A 20,257-nucleotide genomic window follows, 5' to 3' on the forward strand; every position below is an offset into this window, starting at 1 on the left:
GGTCTTGTCGGCCTGTATCTCCTTGGGCAACATGCCGAAACGCTTTTTGTAGAGTTCCAGCTGCATGCCGAGGTCGGATGATTCGTTATAGGCGTCCCAGCTGACAAGGTTCACTTAGGTGTAACCGCTCACGATGCTGGCACCGATTTTCGCACCGAACTCAACCGTGACCTTCGCCTTGCCGCTGACAATGGGACGGAGATGCGGCTGGTAGATGCTGCTGATGCGGTCGGCACATCTGCGGACGTTCTGCTCGAACATCATTTTTTGCTGTTCATACATCTTGAACGCTGCCTGAAGACATTTGTAGTCATGGCGGCTGAAGCAAGCTCCGCAAGCATCAGGGTCAGCATGTAGAAGAAGTCATGGTCGAGTCGCTTGCGAACAAGGACGAACAACTCTGGAACGAATACCGGCTTTTCCGTAATTTCATTGCGATTCTTGAATGTTTTAACATCCAAAGGTAGTCAGTTTAGGCGAATTGACCAAATTTTATACAACATAAATAGTTAATTGTTAGATAGTTATAGTTAATTAGTAGACCCTAACTACCTTACAGATGTCACTCAGATTCTGACCTCCAAGGCCTGTACTACTTGAACGTATCATACACGAACATCTCTATTTTGCTATTCCTTTCGGCATAGCTTGATTCTGAATACGGCCGTCCTTCTGTATGTACGCACAGGTACGGTAGTCGCTGTTTTGAACGCGCTGTGCCGATGCGGAGAGCGAGAGGGCAAGACCTAACACCACTGCTGCCATGCGAAGGCTGAAGTGCTTACGGCTGAAAAGATAAGTTGATGTCATACTAAGTTATTTTTAATTGTTATACAAATGGTACAATTCACATCCTTTTCCCACCGTGACACTTAACATTGGGCTCGGTTGGGGCAGCTCGCAGCTGACTCTTGATGTTTATCCCAAATCGTCATTAGACCAGTTTAGGGCTTGTCTATCTATTTACCGAAACTTATGAGATGTCTTTTTGCCTTATTTTGGCTTTATTTTACCTATATCGGCAGTCACATAGCCCGCTATGCTTCTTTGATATATGCAAAATAAATCTCAAAATAAGCTCAAAAAATACATTCTCATTCTAACGACCGATTTGGGTTTAATCTCTCTGCTTCTTTATTTGTTCGTGCTTGATTCTTTCGTCTAAAGAAGGAATATAGATGTCGAACGATTCGTTAAAGATAAACTGATGCGTTTTGTACAATTCACAAGCATCTCCCGAGAGTGTTGTATATCTATAGTTTGCTGTACTTACTGGTTTTATATAATCAGCCATCAATTTGCAAAATGGTGCGAATTTCAGTGCACTGTAGTCAGGTACAAAGCTATCATAGAGAATGCAACAAAGCAAGCCAAAACTCTTAGCCGTCTTTCTACCAAAGATAGTGTTAAAATCATCAGACCGCGTTGATTTTCCGTGATAGGCATTGCGAATATTGGATATTACCTTCTTTAGGAATTCAAGCTTTTCCTTTGGATTATCAATCTGCACTAATTGATAATTACCATCGATTTTTTCTTCTCGTACAGGACTTGAAGCTCCAGACAGTATAGCAAACTTCTCTGAAAAATCTTCTGCTTTCTTGCAGTGTCCGGCAACCTCCCGCAAAAATTTGAGCACATCACGTGATTGGTATAAGCGCACACTCATATTGCGCATCAGCGTATTCGAAATGGATGCGCTAAAAGTCTCGGCTATATCTTCCATCACTGGGCGTAATGTTTCTACAGCCCTTTCTTCTTCTTCATATTGTACACGAGCAGCAGGCATAAAGCGATGTCTTGGAATAAGCCAAAGCAGATAATATCCTATGTCTAAGACCTTCTCACGCTGCTCATCGGATAAATACGAACTTTCGCCAACAATGTCGATAGCCTCCTTTAGCTCTTTAGCCATACTATAAACTTTTATTCCTGGGATATGGATAATCAGACTATTGGTTTTTACAGATGGACCCATAAACATCGAATAGGCACTCAACCACTTTGGGTACTCTTCGGGCAGGCACTCGTGGAGCTGTCTACTTACCTTTTCTGCAATCATCTTTTCCGTAGGAATATCTTCCATTCCCGCTTCTTTTATTTTAAGTAAAAGGCCTAACGAATATGGATCACCATTTCTTTCGATAAAACGAAAAGTCTTCTCTTCACCCGTATCGGGATTTTTATAGAAGAATCGATAAACACAAAGTTCAGTATCTTGAATCATAGTAGGTTATTTTATCCTTAATTCTGCAACACTATTATAAATTAAACTTTTTAAGTACCTGAGCAACAAAAAGCTCTTGCTTTGGCAAGCGGCAGAGCCGAGCGGCTCAGGATTTTGCCATGTCAGATTTTTCACTTATCTTAGTGTTGCAAAAAAAAGAGAATCCGACAATAGATATGGCAAAGATACAAATTAAATCTGAAAAACTCACTCCTTTTGAGGGATTATTTTCGGGTCATAGAGCAATTTGACTCCACATTATCCCAAATCGGTCGTTAGAATGAGAATGTATTTTGCGATTATGTTGAGTTTTATTTTGTATATATCAAAGGAGCATAGCGGGCTATGTGACTGCAGATATAGGTAAAATAAAGCCAAAATAAGACAAAAGACAGCTCATAAGTTTCAAAAAGAATAAAGTAAGCACCTAAACTGGTCTAATGACGATTTGGGTTTAATGACGATATGCGGTGGTAATTTATAGCACCAGCCTTAAAAGAATAACCCGTTGGCGGAATTATTTTTTAGCTACTATACCAATTGTTATCTTATTCGATAGATAGCGTATTTCTCTTTTATCTTTTTCTCTTTTTCCGTTTTACTTCGGATAAGTGTTAAATACAAGGGTCATAATTCTCGTATATGCGTTGAAAAGAAGCGTGATACACAAAAGTGGCATAAATGGGTGTGCAATTGTATACTGTTGATTGACAATGAGTAATGAGTAAACAGTAAAAAGTGTGCAAGAATACACTGCTTAGATTGCGGAAATATAGAACGAATAAAGGAAGAATGTGAACAAGAAAAGTGTTATTAAGTGGTGTTTCAGAAGGTAAAAGTAGAACTTTAGCTTTGCCAAACATCAATGTTGAGGAGGTAAGACATATATGTTTGGCATTGTCAAAGTTGAACTTTGGCTTTCTATACTATTAATAAAGGAGATTTGGAATATATAATAAGAAATATCAAACAATTCTATTTGGGAAATTAAAATGTTAAATCAATATAACAGCAAAACCCATAGGGTTTATTGCACTTAGTTTTGTAACTTGCAAATTGAACTTGTTTCCGTACCGTTACCCAATGATAAAAACATAAAAAATATTTTTCAAAAAGTATACTTTTCTTCCTCATTATTAGCTAAATACCAATTTTTAGGTATTGTGCATTTTTAGGTAAAGTTCTACTTTTGTAGCGTTAATTTAATCTGTAGTATTCACTAAAAAACAGACAAAAATGAAAATTTTTAAAGTAATGATTGCAACCTGTGTGTTGCTTTTAGGTTGTGTGTTACAGACACATGCAGCCGACAAAATGTTATTTAAGGTTACTTCTGCTAAGGGCAAAGGCAAAATGATTTTTCCAAGTATGACCATAGCCAGTGGGAAGAAGTGCAGAATCAGAGTTGATGAGGGCGATGGAAAAATCATTGATTTCAAGCTAAGTAGCTATTCTTCAGTTGAATTGAAAGGCGAAACCGTAACTTTTTATTGCGACCACCCAGAATATATAACGTTTATCAATGCAAGCTTCTCTAAAGCTACTGCATTAGATTTTAGTGGTGCTGTTGGTTGTAAGGAAATAAATATGTTTGTAAACGAGCTTCCAGCCAAGTCTATGGCAGCTTGTATGGCATCGCTTCCAAAGACCACTGACGGAAAAATAACAGTAAAAAATTTCACTAACACAAACGATAAAAGCGTTATTTATAAGTCGCATGTGGCTACTGCTAAGGAAAAAGGCTGGACTGTTTATGCTTTTTCGGATGTTGTAGAGAAGAAAGCACCATACGAAGGCGAGGCTGACCCTGTAGCACCTCCTGTTGTTCAGAAAGAAAAGATGTTATTCAAGATTACTTCTGCTAAGGGTAAAGGTAAAATGATTTATCCAAGTATGACTATAACTGATGGAAAAAATTGTAAAATTAAGGTTGATGAGGGCGATGGAAAAATCGTTGATTTTACATTAAATAAGTATTCTTCTGTTTCCTTGAAAGGCGAAACCGTAACTTTTTATTGCGACCACCCAGAGTATATAACGTTTATCAATGCAAGTTTCTCTAAAGCTACTGCATTAGATTTTAGTGGTGCTGTTGGTTGCAAGGAGATAAATATATTTGTAAACGAGCTTTCAGCTGAGGCTATGGCAGCTTGTATGGCATCGCTTCCTAAGACTACGAGTGGTGTAATAACTGCAAAATGTTTTACCAACACCAATGATAAAAACGTTATTTATAAGTCGCATGTGGCTACTGCTAAGGAAAAAGGCTGGACTGTTTATGCTTTTTCGGGTTCAGTTGGAAATAAACAACCATACGAAGGCGAAAATGAGGGCGGAACTATAACCGAAGAACCAAATGTAACGATGAAATCATCTGGCGATGCTATAGTGTTGAAGGTAAAAGGTACAGGTAAAATGGAATGGACTACGCAAGGTGGCGAGAAACAGGACCTCATTGCGGGGATTAATTTCCTCAATGGTGTGAAGAACAAACAAGTATTGCTCACAGGAGATTTTACTGAAATGGTATGTTTTCAGAGCGACCTTACCGAATTGGAAATTAAGAAAGCACCTAATCTTGTTTACCTAAACTGCTGTGCCAATCGTCTTAATGAAAATGCAATGAAGAAGCTTGTAGCAAGTCTTCCTGACAATAACAATATAGAAAAGCGATTGGTAGCAATTGACACGAAGAACGAATACGAAGGAAACTATCTTTCCGACAATTTGGTTGCCGATGCGATTAAGAAAAATTGGAAAGTATTGGATTGGAATGGAGGTGAACCTACTCCTTATAAAGCACCTGTCCCAGCTATTATGATTAGCACCTTAAAGCAGAAAGGCGACATGATGCAAATGGCATTCAAGGGCAAAGGAAAGCTGATGCTTGATATGGGCGATGGAAACCTTGTAAAGGTGGACAACGAAGATAATATCTACGAACTCAAGGGAACCTATATTCATGTTTACGGAGAAGTGGAAATTGCTGACCTTAGCAATGTTGCTGCAACGGCAATAGATGCAACAAATGCAGCGGTATTAAAGGAATTGGATTGCTCGTTGAACCGACTTGATGATGCGGCTTTCACACGTTTTGTAGCAAGTCTTGTAACTTGTCCGAAATCTGCAAAAGGAAAAATTATTGCAATTGATAGTGATAATGCAGCTGAACGCAATGTTGTAAGCAAAACCAATGTGGCATTGCTTTTGAAAAAGAATTGGCAAGTATTTGCTAATACCACTAATGGTTTGAAGGAATATGCAGGTATAGCCGTAACACCTAAAGAGCCATTGGCAGTAAAGATGCAAACCACACTCGAAAAAGGTAAAGAAATAAAAATATTTGCTGAAGGAACAACTGATTTATGGGCAGATATGGGCGATGAGGTACTTGTACACCTTAGCAAAACTGGCCACAATACACTTATTGTAAAGGATAAAGAAATAAAAATATACGGCAATCTTACATGGTTCTCTGTTCAAGAAGCAAGCTTAACCAATTTTGAACTTGTTAAAGCACCAAATCTTTTAAGTCTTTTTGTGAACAAAAACAATCTTGAAATGCTTGATGTTTCAGCAGCAACAAAGTTGGAGTTTTTAAATTGTGCTGATAATAATATTAAGGGGAAGGCTATGGACGCACTCGTAGAGTCGCTTACCGATGCTACAGGCTATAAGCGTAAAGCACAACTCTATATTATAGATAGTACCACCAAGGGCGAAAAAGATAATATTGCCACCCAAGAGCAATGCAAGAAAGCTACCGATAAGGGTTGGGAAGTAAGAGACTTCAATGGTGGACAAGACAATAAACCTATCTATGAAGGTGAAGGTGTAGTTCCAAACGGAATAAGCAGTTTAAGTGCTACCAAGGCTCGAATTTATACCAACCCAAATAGTAAGCAAATATTTGTAGAATATCCTGTCGCTAAACTCCGTACCATTGATGTTTATTCTATTGACGGACGAAAGATGGAAACACGCATACATACTGATAATATCAATAATACAACCATTGATTGCACCCAATTACAAGAAGGATTGTATATTGTTCGTGTAGGTGAATACTCACAAAAGGTAATGATAAAATAAAAAATTATTGTTGTCAGCTAAACACAAGAAGTCGGTTTGAACCCATTGTTATTCAATAAATTCAAATAAACTTCTGCATTCCAAGCCCTCATGCGCATATGTGTGAGGGCTATTTTTCTGCTTCGTCAGCCTCCGGTGGGCGCTCCAGAATGGCAGCCAATGCCTCCTCCCAGTCTTTTTCGGGATGCTCAAGGAATCCCTTCACATCGATGTAGTACATCAGCATGATTCTGACGATGGTGGCAAGTCCAGAGAAGCTTCATAAGCGGCTGACGCCCTTTTGCAGTAGCGTAATGAGTAGATTGGCGATGAGCGTTACCCAAACTTGTTTCTTGATGGCGTTGGCACTCTCTCCGTAGAAGTATCTGAGTGGGAAATTCTGCTTTATCCTAAATCGGTCGTTAGACTTCTTCGAGATTTGCGAGCTTATTTTGAGCTATTTTTGGTTGTTTTTGAAGACGTTTAGCGAGCTAAACAACTGAAAAAACAAACGAAAAGAGCCAAAATAAGGTGCAAAGACGAAGAAAAGCATAACATCTAAACGCTTTAAAAAGCCTTTGCGGGCTAATGACCTCTAAGTTTGCAGAAGAATGCGACGCAGTCGCATAAACATTAAATAGTGTTTACTGAATAATTTATAACTCTCTGATATTTAAGTTTATATAACTTTATTTCTTTGTTTGTTTAACAAAAAAATCGTACCTTTATATAGTTAAATCCATAGCAAGATGAAGTTTTACGCTCCAAAATACAAGCAACTTGACCTCGGTTTGCTCCGCTCATCCCTTGATGAGTTGGACAAGACAAACCGATGGGTGGCTCTCGGTGACCTTCTTCCATGGACAGAACTTGAGAAGGAATACAACTCAAGGTTGGACAATCAGAAGAAAGGTGCAGGGAACAAGCCGGCACGCATGATTCTCGGCGCAATGATTATCAAGCACAAACTAAACCTAAGTGATGTCGAGACCATCGAGATTATCAGAGAGAGTCCCTATATGCAGTACTTTTGTGGATTGCATGGGTTCACCGACAAGCCTATATTCGACCCAAGCCTATTCGTCACGATACGCAAGCGAATCTCAGAGGAAGAACTAAACAAGATGACAGTCAAGCTTCTCGACAAGCAGAAGCGCCTTCTTGTAGAGAAACGCAAGCGTGAGGAAGAAGAGGCGAAGAAGAATGATGAGGAACCACCGACTCTAAAACCAGAGGATCCGAATGCCGCTTCCTTCACCGACTCAAAAGGTCGCGAGCACAAGGGAGTGCTGAAGATTGATGCTACCTGTGCCGATGCAGAGATGCGTTATCCTGTTGACGTTGATATAATACATGATGGTTGCCGCAAGGTTACCGATTATATTATAAAGGTGTGCGATATGTTTGAGCTGCACAAGCCACGAACGAACTACAAGCATGCACGTCAGGCATACCTTCAACTTGTCAAGAAAGCCAAGAAGAAAGGCAAGATGGTGCGTGGTACTATCGGGTTGATGCTCAACCACTTGCGCAAGGATATCCGCATCTTAATGAACTTGCTTGCAAAGAACAAGACGTACTACGAGAGCCTATTCCTATATGAGAAACGCACCTTGACTGCCATCCTCAAGATGTACCATCAGCAGGAGGAGATGTACAGATCAAAGACTCATACTTGTGCAAACCGCATACTGAGCATCTTTCAGCCACACGTCCGTGCCATTGTCCGTGGAAAGGCTAAGGCAAGGACTGAGTTCGGGGCCAAGATAGGTGCAAGCATAGTCGAGGGCTATACGTTCATCGACCACCACAGTTGGGATGCCTACAACGAAAGCCAGGACCTCTTGCTACAGATTCAACTTTTCAAAGAACGCTTCGGCTATCTTCCGGCCACCATCCTTGCGGATAAGATTTACCTGAACAGGTCAAACCGAGATATACTTGAGGATTTTGAAATCCATTCATACTGCAAACCGTTAGGGCGACCACCGAAGGATTCTCCTTCAGATGAGATGAAATCCAGAATGGCCAAAGCCATCGGGGAACGCAATGAAATCGAATGCTCATTCGGTACTGGCAAGAGAATCTATCGAGCCAATGACATAAGAGCCAAGCTTCCAGATACAGCACGATGCTGGACAGGAATGTGCTACTTCGTTAAAAACGTGATGAAGTTCCTGAAGGAACTTTGTCTTGCCCTGACCGAAATCTGGCGTTTTTTCATCATTATTGTCACTATGAGGGTCTATGTCTGCTACCCTCTGTCGGTGAAAAGATAATAATTCAGCAGACCCTAATTAGTAGGATTGTCAAAGAACTCATTGGCTGGCAGCCTAAGGCTGCTCATCTTTTCTGTTTTCATACGCTTTGATGTTTTGTGGCAAAATTACCAAATTCAAAGCTTTCATCACTTATGCAGAAAACTGCCGACCGTAGCAACAGCCACACATGCGAAAATAATTCAGTTACCAAATATTACTCCATCGTTACCTATGGCAAAATTGGGTAACGGTTTGGTAACTGAACTTCTGCCTAAATCTGCATATTCCTGCCCTCTACAAACAGTGCAGTCTTATGCAAACCGTTCCGTTTCCTCCTCATTATCAGTCGATTTACATCAACTTCGATTTTTCTTCATTTTCTTTGGATCAATACTTCGTTAATTCCAATGTAATCGTTTGAAAATGAGAGAGTTAATTAACTTAATATAACTAATAAAATTTGGGCAAGTGGCTGATTATCAGTAACTTTATAGTAGCAAAAACATAAAGCAAATGACATCAGAACCACTCGACCAATATACAGAAATCTGCAGAGATGCCATCAAAAGCTCATCTGCAAAATTAGGCAAAACTTTTGAGAATCTACTCTTGGAAATACTCTTATTGTACATGGCGATACAAAGAAAGATAAATTTCACTCAAATGGAGCGTTACGGCACCCATTGCGAGCAGACCTACAGAACGAATTTCAACCGCAGCCGGGCTAAGTGCATCAACTGGGTTAAGTTCAACCTCTCCCTTTCCCGGCGTTATCTGAACATGGACGGACTGTTGGCTATAGCCATAGATCCGAGCTACATCAGTAAGTCAGGCAAGAAGACTCCGCATGTTGGTACTTTCTGGTCCGGCTGTGCAGGTTCCATGAAACACGGACTTGAAATCATGGGACTTGCCCTTGTCGATGTCTACGCCAACAACTGTATGATGCTTCGTGCCCATCAAACCCCTTCTACAAGAGAGTTGAAACTGCGTAGCATGACTCTTGTGCAGCATTACATTGCCGTCATCAAACGCTACAGGAAAGAATTGTTGAAGGTCACCGATATTGTTGTCGCTGATGCTTTCTTCTCTATCCGTCCGTTTGTGGAGGGAATCAAGGAGCAAGGCTTTCATCTTGTCAGCCGTTTCAGGGATACGGCGAGCCTATACTATGTGTACACGGGACCTCGTTCCAATAAGCCCGGGCGTCCCAAAACACTTGACGGGAAAATCAATTACAAGAAACTCGACCTCATGCGTATGGCGAAGATGCATATCGAAGGACTTGAAGGCACAGCCTACACACTCATTGCCTATTCAAAGGCACTGAAGCAGAAAGTGCGTCTTGTCATTTGGGTGATGCCGAACAGCAAGCACAAGCTTTTCTTCTCCACAAAGACATCCATGTCGGGTGAGGAAGTATTGCGCACATACCGCTCAAGATTCCAAATCGAGTTTTGCTTCCGTGATGCCAAGCAGTATACCGGACTCGCGCATTGCCAGGCAAGGCACAAGAATCAGTTGGACTTCTCCTACAACGCATCATTCGCATCACAGAATGTGGCAAAGGTGATGATGAAGGAAAACGGGCTACCGTATTCCATGGCTTCTTTCAAGGAGCTCATAGCGAGCACATACATTGCAAAATTAATTTTCGACAGGTGTCGGAGCATACCGAACCGAAAGTTAATTAGTCATACTATCAAAGAACTCTTTGGCTGGCAGAGGAAAGCTGCGTAGCAATTATCTCAAATTTTAACGAACTATTGTTGGATAGTTGCACGGTAAAATAATAGGTTTTGGACCTCGAAACAATAGGTTTTGAAGCTCAAAACAATGGGTTTTAAAATGGGCTAAAATAGCGTTTGTTCTAAATTTCATAAATTTCGGATACCTAAATAATGTAGACTTGTAAGGGAAAACTACATATTCAAAACTGAAAAATACAGCATGACAAAATTAAATAATCGTGTTTTAAAACCTTAATAGTATTGTTTTAAAAACAAAATAGGCAATAATATCATTAAAGCGTAGTTGTTTTAGCGTTACTTTTTACAAATCATTATCTATTCTAAAATCATAAATTTTGAGTATTGCCATAATGTTCCCATTATAGTAATTTTGCAATTCTAAATGAGTGAATTAGCTACAGAGGTTATAATGACACTAAGAAATCGAACGAACAAGTATGGTTTTCTCGCCATATCTTCTCTCTTTTTGAATCTTTCCTGTTTTGCACAAACAGGCAAAGACACACTTTCTGTACGCGAAGAAACACTCGATGAGGTTATCGTTACAGGCTATGTTAATAAACCAAAGGAAATATATACAGGTTCGGTTTTTACCATTGATAGCAAAACACTCAAGAGTCAGGTCAATACAAACCTATTGGAACTGATAAAAAACAATGTTCCTGGTTTTGAATTAACACCTAATAATAACTTTGGAGCTGACCCTAACAAGTTGCCCGATATGGTAATTCGTGGGCGAAGCAGCTTTATTGAGGGCGACCGCACTAATCTTCCACTGTTCATTCTTGATGGTGTAGAAGTTGATGTGCGTGTAGTTTTCAATTTGAAACCCTCTACCATTTCTCAAATATCGGTTTTAAAAGATGCGGCAGCCACAACCTATTATGGTTCAAAAGCAGCCAATGGTGTCATTGTCATAACCTCTTTGCCTACTCGCATCGGCAAATTAGATGTCGATTATACCAATCGTTTTCAAATAAGTGTAGCCGATTTATCGGATTATAACCTCCTCAATGCAGCCGAAAAGTTAGAGTTTGAGCGCAAAGCTGGCTTGTACGGCAATTTCACAGGTAGCAGCGATATAGACGTAAAACGCCAAAAAGATTATTACGAAAAGTTGGATAGAGTAAAGGCAGGCATCAATACAAATTGGCTGAAAATACCTTTGCGCACAGGATTGACACAAACCCACAACGTGAACGTTATGGGTGGTACGCCACTTTTCCGCTATACGCTCATGGCAGGTATTAACGATGTGCGAGGCGTTATGGACAAAAGCGACCGCCGAGATGCTTCCGTTAGAGTGAATTTAACCTACGGCGATTTCTCAAAATTATTCTTGCAATACACAGCACGCATAGAAAGTGGACAAAGCCATGACGTTCCTTACGGAAGTTTTGCCGATTATGCCCAATTAAATCCTTATGATGCGCCTTACAATAACCACGGCGAACTCAATACGGAATTGGCTTTTGGCATGGCTAATCCCATTTACGAAAAGACCCTTTCCAGCTATATTGAACAGAAAAGCAGAGTAATTTCCAACAGTGCTAAACTGCGTTGGAACGTTGTAAAACATTTGCGTTTGGAAGGAACAATAGCTTTGACCCAAACACAAAACGATAATGAAACATTCTTTTCGCCACGCTCCGTAAAATTTAATTATACCGACAAGGCAAAACGTGGAAGTTTTGACATTCTGCACAGCAATGCTACTGATTTTTCTGCCAATGTTTTTGCAGTTTGGTCAAAGGCTTTTAAGGCTCATCAAGTAATTGCTACATTGGGATTGAACCTTCAAGCAACTGAAAATGAAAGCAATGGCTTTACGGCAATAGGCATACTTTCCGACAAAATAGACCACGCTTCGCAAGCAGCAGCCTTTGCCGAAGGCAGCACACCAAAGGGCGGAAAAGACAAAGCGAGAATGTTTGGCGGCTATTTGAATGTGCAATATATCTTTGAAAACAAATATTTTATTGACGCATCGTTCCGCCGTGAAGGTTCGTCAAAGTTTGGAACATCAGAGCGTTACGCCCCTTTTAGTATGGTAGCCTTAGGTTGGAATTTACACAAAGAGCGTTTTTTGGAGAATACACCCATTAACTTACTGAAAATCAGAACCAGTATTGGCACTGTGGGCAACGTTAGTTTCAGTCCGTATCAAGCCCAATTAGCCTACCGCTACCACGCCAATTACATTTATAACAATGAAATTGGAGCTATGCCTGTGGCTTTGGTCAATCCAAATTTGAAATGGGAACGCACCACAAAAGCCAATTTCGGATTAGACTTTAGTTTGTTTGCCGACCGCCTTAGTGGGTCTTTCGATATTTATAAGAATACAACCAACAATTTGGTAATGACCGTTTCTAAACCGCTGCATACAGGTTTTGCCAATGCAAAAGAAAACTTAGGGCAAATACGCAATAGTGGTTACGAGTTGTCTTTGCGTGGTAGAATCATAGATGGTAAGTTTTGGGGACTGAACGCATACGTTACGGCAAGCCACAACCGCAACCGCATTGTGAAAATAAGCGATTATTTAAGAAATCAGAATGCAGAAAACACAAAGCAATCTAACAAATTGCCTGTTGCTATATATGCTGAAGGCGAGTCGCTTACAGCCTTAAAGGTAATGCGTTCGGCTGGTATCAATCCTGCAAATGGAAAAGAAATATTTGTTGTGAAAGACGGAAAGCAAACCTATACTTACAATTATAACGACCGAATTGTAGTTGGCGACCTAACTCCAACCCTGCAAGGCGCATTCGGTTTGGCTGCCAATGCTGGCAATTTCAGTCTGTCGGTATCGTTTACCTATCGTTTAGGAGCTACCATTTACAACGCAACATTGGCAAACAAGGTGGAAGGCATCAATCCAATGCACAATGTAGACCGAAGAGCGTTCTACAATCGTTGGCAAACTCCTGGCGATAAGGCACTTTATAAGCATATTGCAGCGCAAGAGATAACCCCTCCTACATCACGATTTGTTAAGAAAGAGTACGCCTTAGACGGCACATCGCTCATGTTGGGCTATGATGTTCCAAATGGTTTGTGCCAGTTGCTTCATATACAATATGCTCGTTTAACTTTTTCGATGGGACAATTCTTGCACCTATCCACCATAAAGCGCGAACGAGGGTTGGCTTATCCGTTTGCAAATATCTATGAATTAGGACTTAATATTAAAATTTAAGGCATGAAATCGATTAAATTTTTCTTCATAATAAGTCTGCTTACATTTACTATTTCGGCGTGCAATTTCGTTGAAATAGATACCCCTGGACTCATCAATGATAAGCAAATGTTTGACGATGAGCAAGGTGCAAAAGATGCGCTTACAGGTATTTACGCCACACTTACCAAACCCGAACTCTATGGAAATAGTCTTTCGTTTGGTTTTGTAGACGAGATAGCACAGTTGTATTACAACGACCACGAGGCGGCTACGACTACCATACTTGCAAAAACCTACAATTTGCAATATGAGGACAAAGATGTAAGAAGACGAATTGACCAGATTTGGGCAACGGCTTATTATAATATTTATGCAATTAATAGTCTTTTGGAACACATAAAGGGAAAGACGACCCCAAAAATGAGCAGTTACAGAGCGCAAGCCCTAACGCTTAGGGCTATGTTGCATTTCGATTTGCTCCGCCTTTTTGCACCCAATATCACTGAACCCAACGCATTGGGTATTCCATATGTAACGAAAGCAAGCAATCAGGCAAGTGAAAGAAAAACAGTGAAAGCGTGTTATGAAAACATTATGGGAGACCTTGATGAGGCGAAAAAAGAGTTTTTAGCCAATGAACAACCCGATAGTAAAAACGTTTACATAACCCTCGATGCGGTAAAAGCATTGCAAGCGCGTGTGGCTCTATGGGGAAACGACATGGAAAAGGCAGAAACATTGGCAAAAGAGGTAATAAATGGAAAGTATAAGTTGGTGAAAGAAAATAACGTATTGCAACTTTTCATGGGCTACGATGCTCAAACAGAGTGTATTTGGGTGTTGAATGCACCTAAAATGTACATCTATGTGCGCCAATTATTCTTTCCTGACCATAGCACACCCACCTGCAATATGGTAAGACAGAACTACAAGCGTTTATTTAAAACTGAGACTTTCTCAACCGTAAATAACGATTACCGCTATCAAGCCTATTTCGCGGCAACCAATTGGGGCAGACCTGTTACGGCATTTACCAAACTTTACGATAAAGATTACGAGGAAAACCACCAATGGAAGTCGAACAGAATCCCTGGAATCAATATGTTTCGATTGCCTGAAATGTATTATATTTTGGCTGAAGCGGTGTACAATAAAGATAAGCAAGGGTCGCTCAACGCTATCAATTCAGTTATTACGGCTCGTGGCTTGCAACCTATTGGTATGGAAGAGATTAGTACAAAAGAGCGTTTTCAACGTTGGATTGCTGACGAAATTACAAGAGAATATTGGGGAGAAGGACAAATTTTCTTTACCAACAAACGCTTATGGCGCAACATGGAAGGACTAAATGGCAAGCGCATAGAAGCCAATAACGAAACCTACGTCCTACCATTGCCTGAAAGTGAGAAAGGTTTGGAGAAATGAAAAATAAGGAAAAAGTTATGAAACAAATATCTTCAATCATTCTTTTGTTGTTCTCGCTATGGGCAATAGTGGGTTGTTCGTCCGATTTTATCGAGCCTACTAAAAGCGGAATATGCTTTGAAAAGTCTACATACAAAGTAGCTTTGGGCAGTTTGCCGTATGCTATAACCGATTCAACAGTGAGTGTTCTTGTTGAAACAATAGGCGAATTGCAGTCGGAAGAACGTTTCTATAAGTTGCAAATCATTGATACTGCAACCACGGTAATAGCCAATTTGCATTACAATCAATTGGATTTAAACCGAAAAATAAAGTCTAATGCAACCCACGATACACTGAAAATTAAGATAAATCGTCGTGCTTTAGACGACCATTCCGACTATGTTTTAACGCTCGGTATTGACGATTCATCGCCATTGCAGCCACAAATTTTAGAACGAAGCCTTACTAAAATTGTTTTCAACAATCGTTTAGATATGCCAATTTGGTGGACATCGGTGGCTTATTGGTTGGGAGAATACGATGTAAGGAAATACCAAAAATTCATAGAATACAACGGTAATCCTGTTACAAAGGAACAGTTTGAGAGTCGAAAATACGAATACTTGCGCATTTTTAAACGAGTAAAAGACTATTTTGATGCCCACCCTGAAGAAGGAATAACCTTTCCTGATGTAGTATGGGAGGTGTAAAAATATGATAAAATCGATTGAACCATAAAGGAAAAAATAGAAACAAATTAATAGAAACAAATAAAATGAAAAGACTAAAGAACATCTACTTGTTGCTCATAGCGGTGTTATTGATGACTGCTTGTTCTGAAAACAAGTTGGACGACATTGTTCCACAACCTGAAAAGAAGGAAGGAAAATTAACCAATGTTGAAGGTATTGAAAAGGCATACAGCCTAAAACAAGGGGCAATATTGAAGATTAAACCCAATGTAAAGTTTGATAGCGAACAAAAACAACAACTTACTTATGAGTGGAACATTAATCACGAGAAAGTAAGCAATGACGAAACCCTCCATTATACTTGCTCAAAGTTGGGCGAATTTCCATGCTTTTTAAAAGTAACTGCTGCCGACGGAACGGCAAAAATCATAGAGTTTAAACTCTTTGTTTATTCAGATTACAACCGTGGATTGCTCTTATTTACCGAAGGAGAGCAAGGAGCAGAACTTGCTTATAAGGCTTTAGATATTCAAAACATACCAATGGCAACCAATGTTTTCAAGCAAAGCAACCCTAATCTTATGTTGGGAACAACGCCATTGGCACTCTGCTGGACTGGAGAAGGTATCACAAATCCAAATAATATCAACGATTTTGAAGGATTAAACGTTGTGGTTAGTACCGATAATCCACGAAAAGTTTACTTGCTCGACCCTAATACGCTTGAGGTTAAAACAGAAATTGTGTATGACGGAAAAGGCGAATTTTATCCAAACTTTGCTTTTGCACCATTTGGAGGACAAAATTTCCGCTGGAATCCAGACTTTAATGTAATCTATTTTATTGGAAATGGAAAAGACTACATGATGACTTTAGACTATCATTTCCTCGAAGGAAGAAAAAACCACCAACTCCCTAAAGACGTGAGAATAGCCGATTTAGCTTGTTCTATAATTCCTTTGCCAACCGATATGGTACGCATTCATTTTGATTTAAAGTCAAAACGCTTACTTTATGTTGCTGGTTTGGGTGGTACAGCCTTAGGAAATTTAGTTTGCGATGTTACGCCAATGGCTTTGCTACCTTGCGATGGAGTTTATGCAAACGAATTAGCGGACCATCGTTATGAGCCTCGCCACTTCTTATTTGTAGGATATACAAGTGCAGGAGAAGTAAATATTTATCGCCTATCGCCAAAGGCTTTGAAGGGAGAAGAGACGGTTTTAACCAATATTCAGTCGAAAGGCAACATTAAAAGTAGCGATGCCATTGGTGTAAACCCTACAAAACCAATTATGTATTATGGCAAAGAAAATGGTAAAATCTTCGCTTTCAACTATGAAGCAACCAACTTTAGCAATAAGCCATACATTGATTTGGGCGATGATTTCGCTATCAAGCAAATCATTTTCAATCCGTATAATTCCAACGAAATGTATGTTGCAGCCGAAAATAAGAAAGCTCCTGCCTATGCGTGTGCCTCAGTTTTCATTATCAATGCTACAAATAAAGAGGGTGGAAAAGTAGTAGAAGCCGACCATCATGTGGGTGGAAAAATTCGCAGAATGGTGTTTAAAGGTAACGGACAAGAGAATTTAGACCGAAAGTAATAATCAAAAAAGTAATAAAACAAATAAAAAGAAATGATGAAAGTAATTTACAGATGTTCATTTGTTGCTTTATTTGCATTTGCAGCCTTATTGGTGAGTTGCAGTAAAGACAATGATGAAATCAAGCCAACACCCAAAGAAGAACAAAAAGAACCTGAGAAGTTTGCGAAATTGAAACTCTCTACAACCCAATTATCAATACAATTGGGCAACAAAGCAACCATAAATATACTTGAAGGCAGTGGCGATTATAATTGCCAAATGGCTGATACAAAGGTGGCAACGGCAGTTTTAGAAAATAATATAATTACGATTAATTCGATTGCCATTGGAAAATCCAACTTGATAGTTACCGATAAGAAGAGCAACGAGCAAGTGAAAGTTGAAATATCAGTAACAGAAGCTGCTACACCAATGCCTGATGGCGTTATTGTTAAAGACCATATTTTGTACAAATGGCCACAAGAATTAGTGCCTGCTGACGGCAAAATTATTCTTGAAGAAGGTATTGTGGGGATTGAATGTGAAGCCTTTAGAGAATCTCCAGTGCGTGAAGTAGTATTCCCTTCTACACTGAAATTCATTGCAAAACACGCTTTTATTTACTGCAATGACTTAAAAAAAGTCATTCTACCTACTCATTTAGAACGCCTTGGCGAAGGTGCTTTCCTCCAATGCCATGCCCTTGAGGAGGTAAGTGTGCCTCAATCAGTGAAAGAAATCAAGCAAAATATATTTGCTTATTGCGACCAACTTCACAAAGTAACTTTAGAAGAAGGACTTGAAACCATAGGCGAAAGTATGTTTTATGGTTGTAAAGCATTGACAGAAATAAAATTGCCTGTATCTTTAAGGCAAATTCAGAACAACGCATTTGGCGATTGTTCAAACTTACAATCAATCGTAATTCCAAATAATATTGTAGAGATTGAGTCAAATACCTTTGAGAATTGCACTTCATTAAGTTATGTTCAACTCTCTGAAAAGTTAGAAATAATAGGTCGTTATGCCTTCCATAATTGTGTATCACTAAAGGGAATAAAACTCCCCAAAACCTTAAAGACACTTGGTTCTTTTGCTTTTGCAAATTGTATCGAATTAGACGGCATTAAAATTCCTGACAATGTAGATGATATGGGAGCCTATCTCTTTGCTGATTGCAAGAAATTGAGTGCAATAAATATCCCTAATAAGGTGAAAGTTATTAATGTTAAAACATTCCATAATTGTGTTGGTTTGACAAATATTGTTCTCCCTAAAGCGGTAAACAATATTATGCACTCGGCATTCCTGAACTGTACAAATTTGAATAAAATAGATTTGCCTTCTACACTGAAATCAATTGGCGTAAACGCATTTACAGGTTGTATAGAACTTGCTGAAGTATTCTGTCGTGCAACAACGCCTCCTACAGCAAATGCTGCCATTTTTAGCAAGACACCGACAAGCAAAAAACTTTATGTTCCCAAAGGAAGCAAAAAACAATATAGTAACAATGCTACATGGGGAGAAACTAATTTTGCAGAAATAGAAGAATTTTAACTCAACAAATAGAGTAATTTATACATTTAATCAATAACAATTAACAAACAAATTAAACAAACAAAAAGTATGAAAAAAAGTTTTCTCACACTTATGTTTCTCATTGCTTTAAGCGTTCAAGCTATGGCACAACGAGAAGTAGTATTCGATTTTTCAAAAAATCCGTGGAATGCGCCAACAACAACTAAGGAAGTAGCAGACAAAGATGCAAACGTTGCAAAATTAGAAGACGATAGCAAAATTCTTACAACCGATGGCGTAACAATTACCCAAAAGAAAAAAAATGCAAAAAATTGGAATAGAATTGTAGATAAAAAATACATTTGTTATAGGGGTAATATCTTTACTTTCTCGGTAGAAGAGGGGAAAGGAAATATTACTCGTATTGATTTTTACTGCGAAAACCCTAATTCTGATTTTGTAGAAGACCCATATAAACTAAGTATACGGACAGAAGATACAAAAGGGCATTCTTCTTGGACAGGAAATAGAACAAAGGTTTCATTCAAAGGAGAAGATGTTTCTGATTTTAAAAAGATTGTAATTACAGTAGAGGGCGGAAATAGTGGTAAAGGTAACGATGATTCTAAGCCAGAAGAAAATCTTTCTATCTTTGATTTCTCAAAGAACACATGGGGTGTTCCTACTACAACTGCTGAAGATGCTATAGAAGATAAAAAAGCAGGTAAATTAGATGATGATGTAAAGATGACTACAGGTTCGGTAACAATGAAACAAAAGAAAAATAGTGATTCGTATTGGAACAGAATTATAGATAATGTGTATATAGCATATAAAAAAAATGACTTTACATTTACTGCCAAAGAGGGCAAGATTATTACTCGCATTGAGTTTGTAAACAAACCTTATTTCTGCGATATTACATATAAAGGTAAAAAAGTGGAATGCGATAATGAGGACGATACTCCTTATATTTGGACAGGTAAAGAAAAGTCTGTAACATTTAATGCGACTCTAACTTCAAAGTTTAAAGCAATTAAAGTAACATTAGAGGATAATGTTCCAAATGAAATTGAGGCTATTAACGCAATAAATCAAAAGGCAAACAATAGAATTTATAATATTCAAGGTCAATATGTAGGCACACGTTCAGAATTGAGTACTCTTCCAAAGGGTATTTATATCATTAATGGTAAAAAGATTGTAAGATAAGAAACACACTATTCATAGCAAAAAGAAACCACCTTTGCGTAAGCATCCAATATTAGCCGACTTTCACACCAACAAATAACCCTTATATGTCTGGCAGCATATAAGGGTTATTTGTTATTTGAAGTTTGAAGGTAGCATTTTAATGAGTTCCTCCTCCGTCATGTCCGGCAGGGGTCTTGAAAGAACTTCCTTCATCCATTTGTATGGCTCTATGTCTGCTTCCCTGCAACACGCCATGAAGGTATAGAAGATGGCGTTGTTCTCTGCTCCCTCATTGTTACCACAGAACAGGTAGTTCTTTCTTCCAAGCGTGATGGGTCTGATGGCCTGTTCCATGAG

At 39.1% G+C, this 20,257-nt stretch carries 14 protein-coding genes and 1 riboswitch; of the genes, 10 read left to right on the plus strand and 4 right to left on the minus strand.

What is annotated here, in order from left to right; translation table 11 throughout:
• Positions 1-114: 114 nt before the first annotated feature.
• The 3 genes from CZ367_RS15655 to CZ367_RS13585 form a co-directional block, all read right to left on the minus strand.
• Complete coding sequence (locus tag CZ367_RS15655; RefSeq protein WP_237581757.1) at positions 115-282, minus strand: hypothetical protein; 168 nt, start codon at positions 280-282, stop codon at positions 115-117.
• 339 nt (positions 283-621) lie between these two features.
• Positions 622-810: a hypothetical protein gene (locus CZ367_RS13580; protein WP_077197294.1), complete on the minus strand. Its 189-nt coding sequence runs from the start codon at positions 808-810 to the stop codon at positions 622-624.
• A riboswitch (SAM-I-IV-variant riboswitch) is annotated at positions 811-923 on the minus strand. It lies immediately after the preceding gene.
• A gap of 194 nt (positions 924-1,117) precedes the next feature.
• A complete protein-coding gene (locus CZ367_RS13585) occupies positions 1,118-2,227 on the minus strand; it encodes a hypothetical protein (RefSeq protein ID WP_077197295.1) in 1,110 nt (369 codons plus the stop codon).
• 1,236 nt (positions 2,228-3,463) lie between these two features.
• Between CZ367_RS13585 and CZ367_RS13590 the strand changes: the two genes are divergently transcribed.
• From CZ367_RS13590 to CZ367_RS13630, 10 genes are all read left to right on the plus strand, one after another.
• Complete coding sequence (locus CZ367_RS13590) at positions 3,464-6,319, plus strand: T9SS type A sorting domain-containing protein (RefSeq protein ID WP_077197296.1); 2,856 nt, start codon at positions 3,464-3,466, stop codon at positions 6,317-6,319.
• Positions 6,320-6,555: 236 nt separating this feature from the next.
• A complete protein-coding gene (locus CZ367_RS16680) occupies positions 6,556-6,678 on the plus strand; it encodes a hypothetical protein (RefSeq protein WP_394334152.1) in 123 nt (40 codons plus the stop codon).
• A gap of 369 nt (positions 6,679-7,047) precedes the next feature.
• Positions 7,048-8,577 carry an IS5 family transposase gene (locus CZ367_RS13595; protein WP_077197297.1) on the plus strand — a complete coding sequence of 510 codons (1,530 nt, stop codon included), beginning with the start codon at positions 7,048-7,050 and terminating at the stop codon, positions 8,575-8,577.
• A gap of 495 nt (positions 8,578-9,072) precedes the next feature.
• A complete protein-coding gene (locus CZ367_RS13600; protein WP_077195440.1) occupies positions 9,073-10,299 on the plus strand; it encodes a transposase in 1,227 nt (408 codons plus the stop codon).
• Between the two features lie 420 nt (positions 10,300-10,719).
• Positions 10,720-13,512: a SusC/RagA family TonB-linked outer membrane protein gene (locus tag CZ367_RS13605; RefSeq protein ID WP_077197484.1), complete on the plus strand. Its 2,793-nt coding sequence runs from the start codon at positions 10,720-10,722 to the stop codon at positions 13,510-13,512.
• A 3-nt stretch (positions 13,513-13,515) separates the two neighbouring features.
• Positions 13,516-14,919: a RagB/SusD family nutrient uptake outer membrane protein gene (locus CZ367_RS13610; protein ID WP_077197298.1), complete on the plus strand. Its 1,404-nt coding sequence runs from the start codon at positions 13,516-13,518 to the stop codon at positions 14,917-14,919.
• A gap of 17 nt (positions 14,920-14,936) precedes the next feature.
• Positions 14,937-15,611: a DUF4843 domain-containing protein gene (locus CZ367_RS13615; RefSeq protein ID WP_077197485.1), complete on the plus strand. Its 675-nt coding sequence runs from the start codon at positions 14,937-14,939 to the stop codon at positions 15,609-15,611.
• Between the two features lie 65 nt (positions 15,612-15,676).
• Positions 15,677-17,203: a PKD-like domain-containing protein gene (locus CZ367_RS13620; protein WP_077197299.1), complete on the plus strand. Its 1,527-nt coding sequence runs from the start codon at positions 15,677-15,679 to the stop codon at positions 17,201-17,203.
• A 33-nt stretch (positions 17,204-17,236) separates the two neighbouring features.
• Positions 17,237-18,745 (plus strand): leucine-rich repeat domain-containing protein, encoded by a 1,509-nt coding sequence (locus tag CZ367_RS13625; protein ID WP_077197300.1) that lies wholly within the window; start codon positions 17,237-17,239, stop codon positions 18,743-18,745.
• Between the two features lie 69 nt (positions 18,746-18,814).
• Positions 18,815-19,918: a hypothetical protein gene (locus CZ367_RS13630; protein ID WP_077197301.1), complete on the plus strand. Its 1,104-nt coding sequence runs from the start codon at positions 18,815-18,817 to the stop codon at positions 19,916-19,918.
• 114 nt (positions 19,919-20,032) lie between these two features.
• Here the strand turns inward: CZ367_RS13630 and CZ367_RS13635 are convergent.
• Positions 20,033-20,257 (minus strand): IS66 family transposase (locus CZ367_RS13635; protein ID WP_144006004.1); only part of this gene is annotated, 225 nt, incomplete at its 5' end.

Origin of the sequence: Prevotella ihumii (assembly GCF_900155655.1) — a bacterium.
Taxonomy (GTDB): domain Bacteria; phylum Bacteroidota; class Bacteroidia; order Bacteroidales; family Bacteroidaceae; genus Prevotella; species Prevotella ihumii.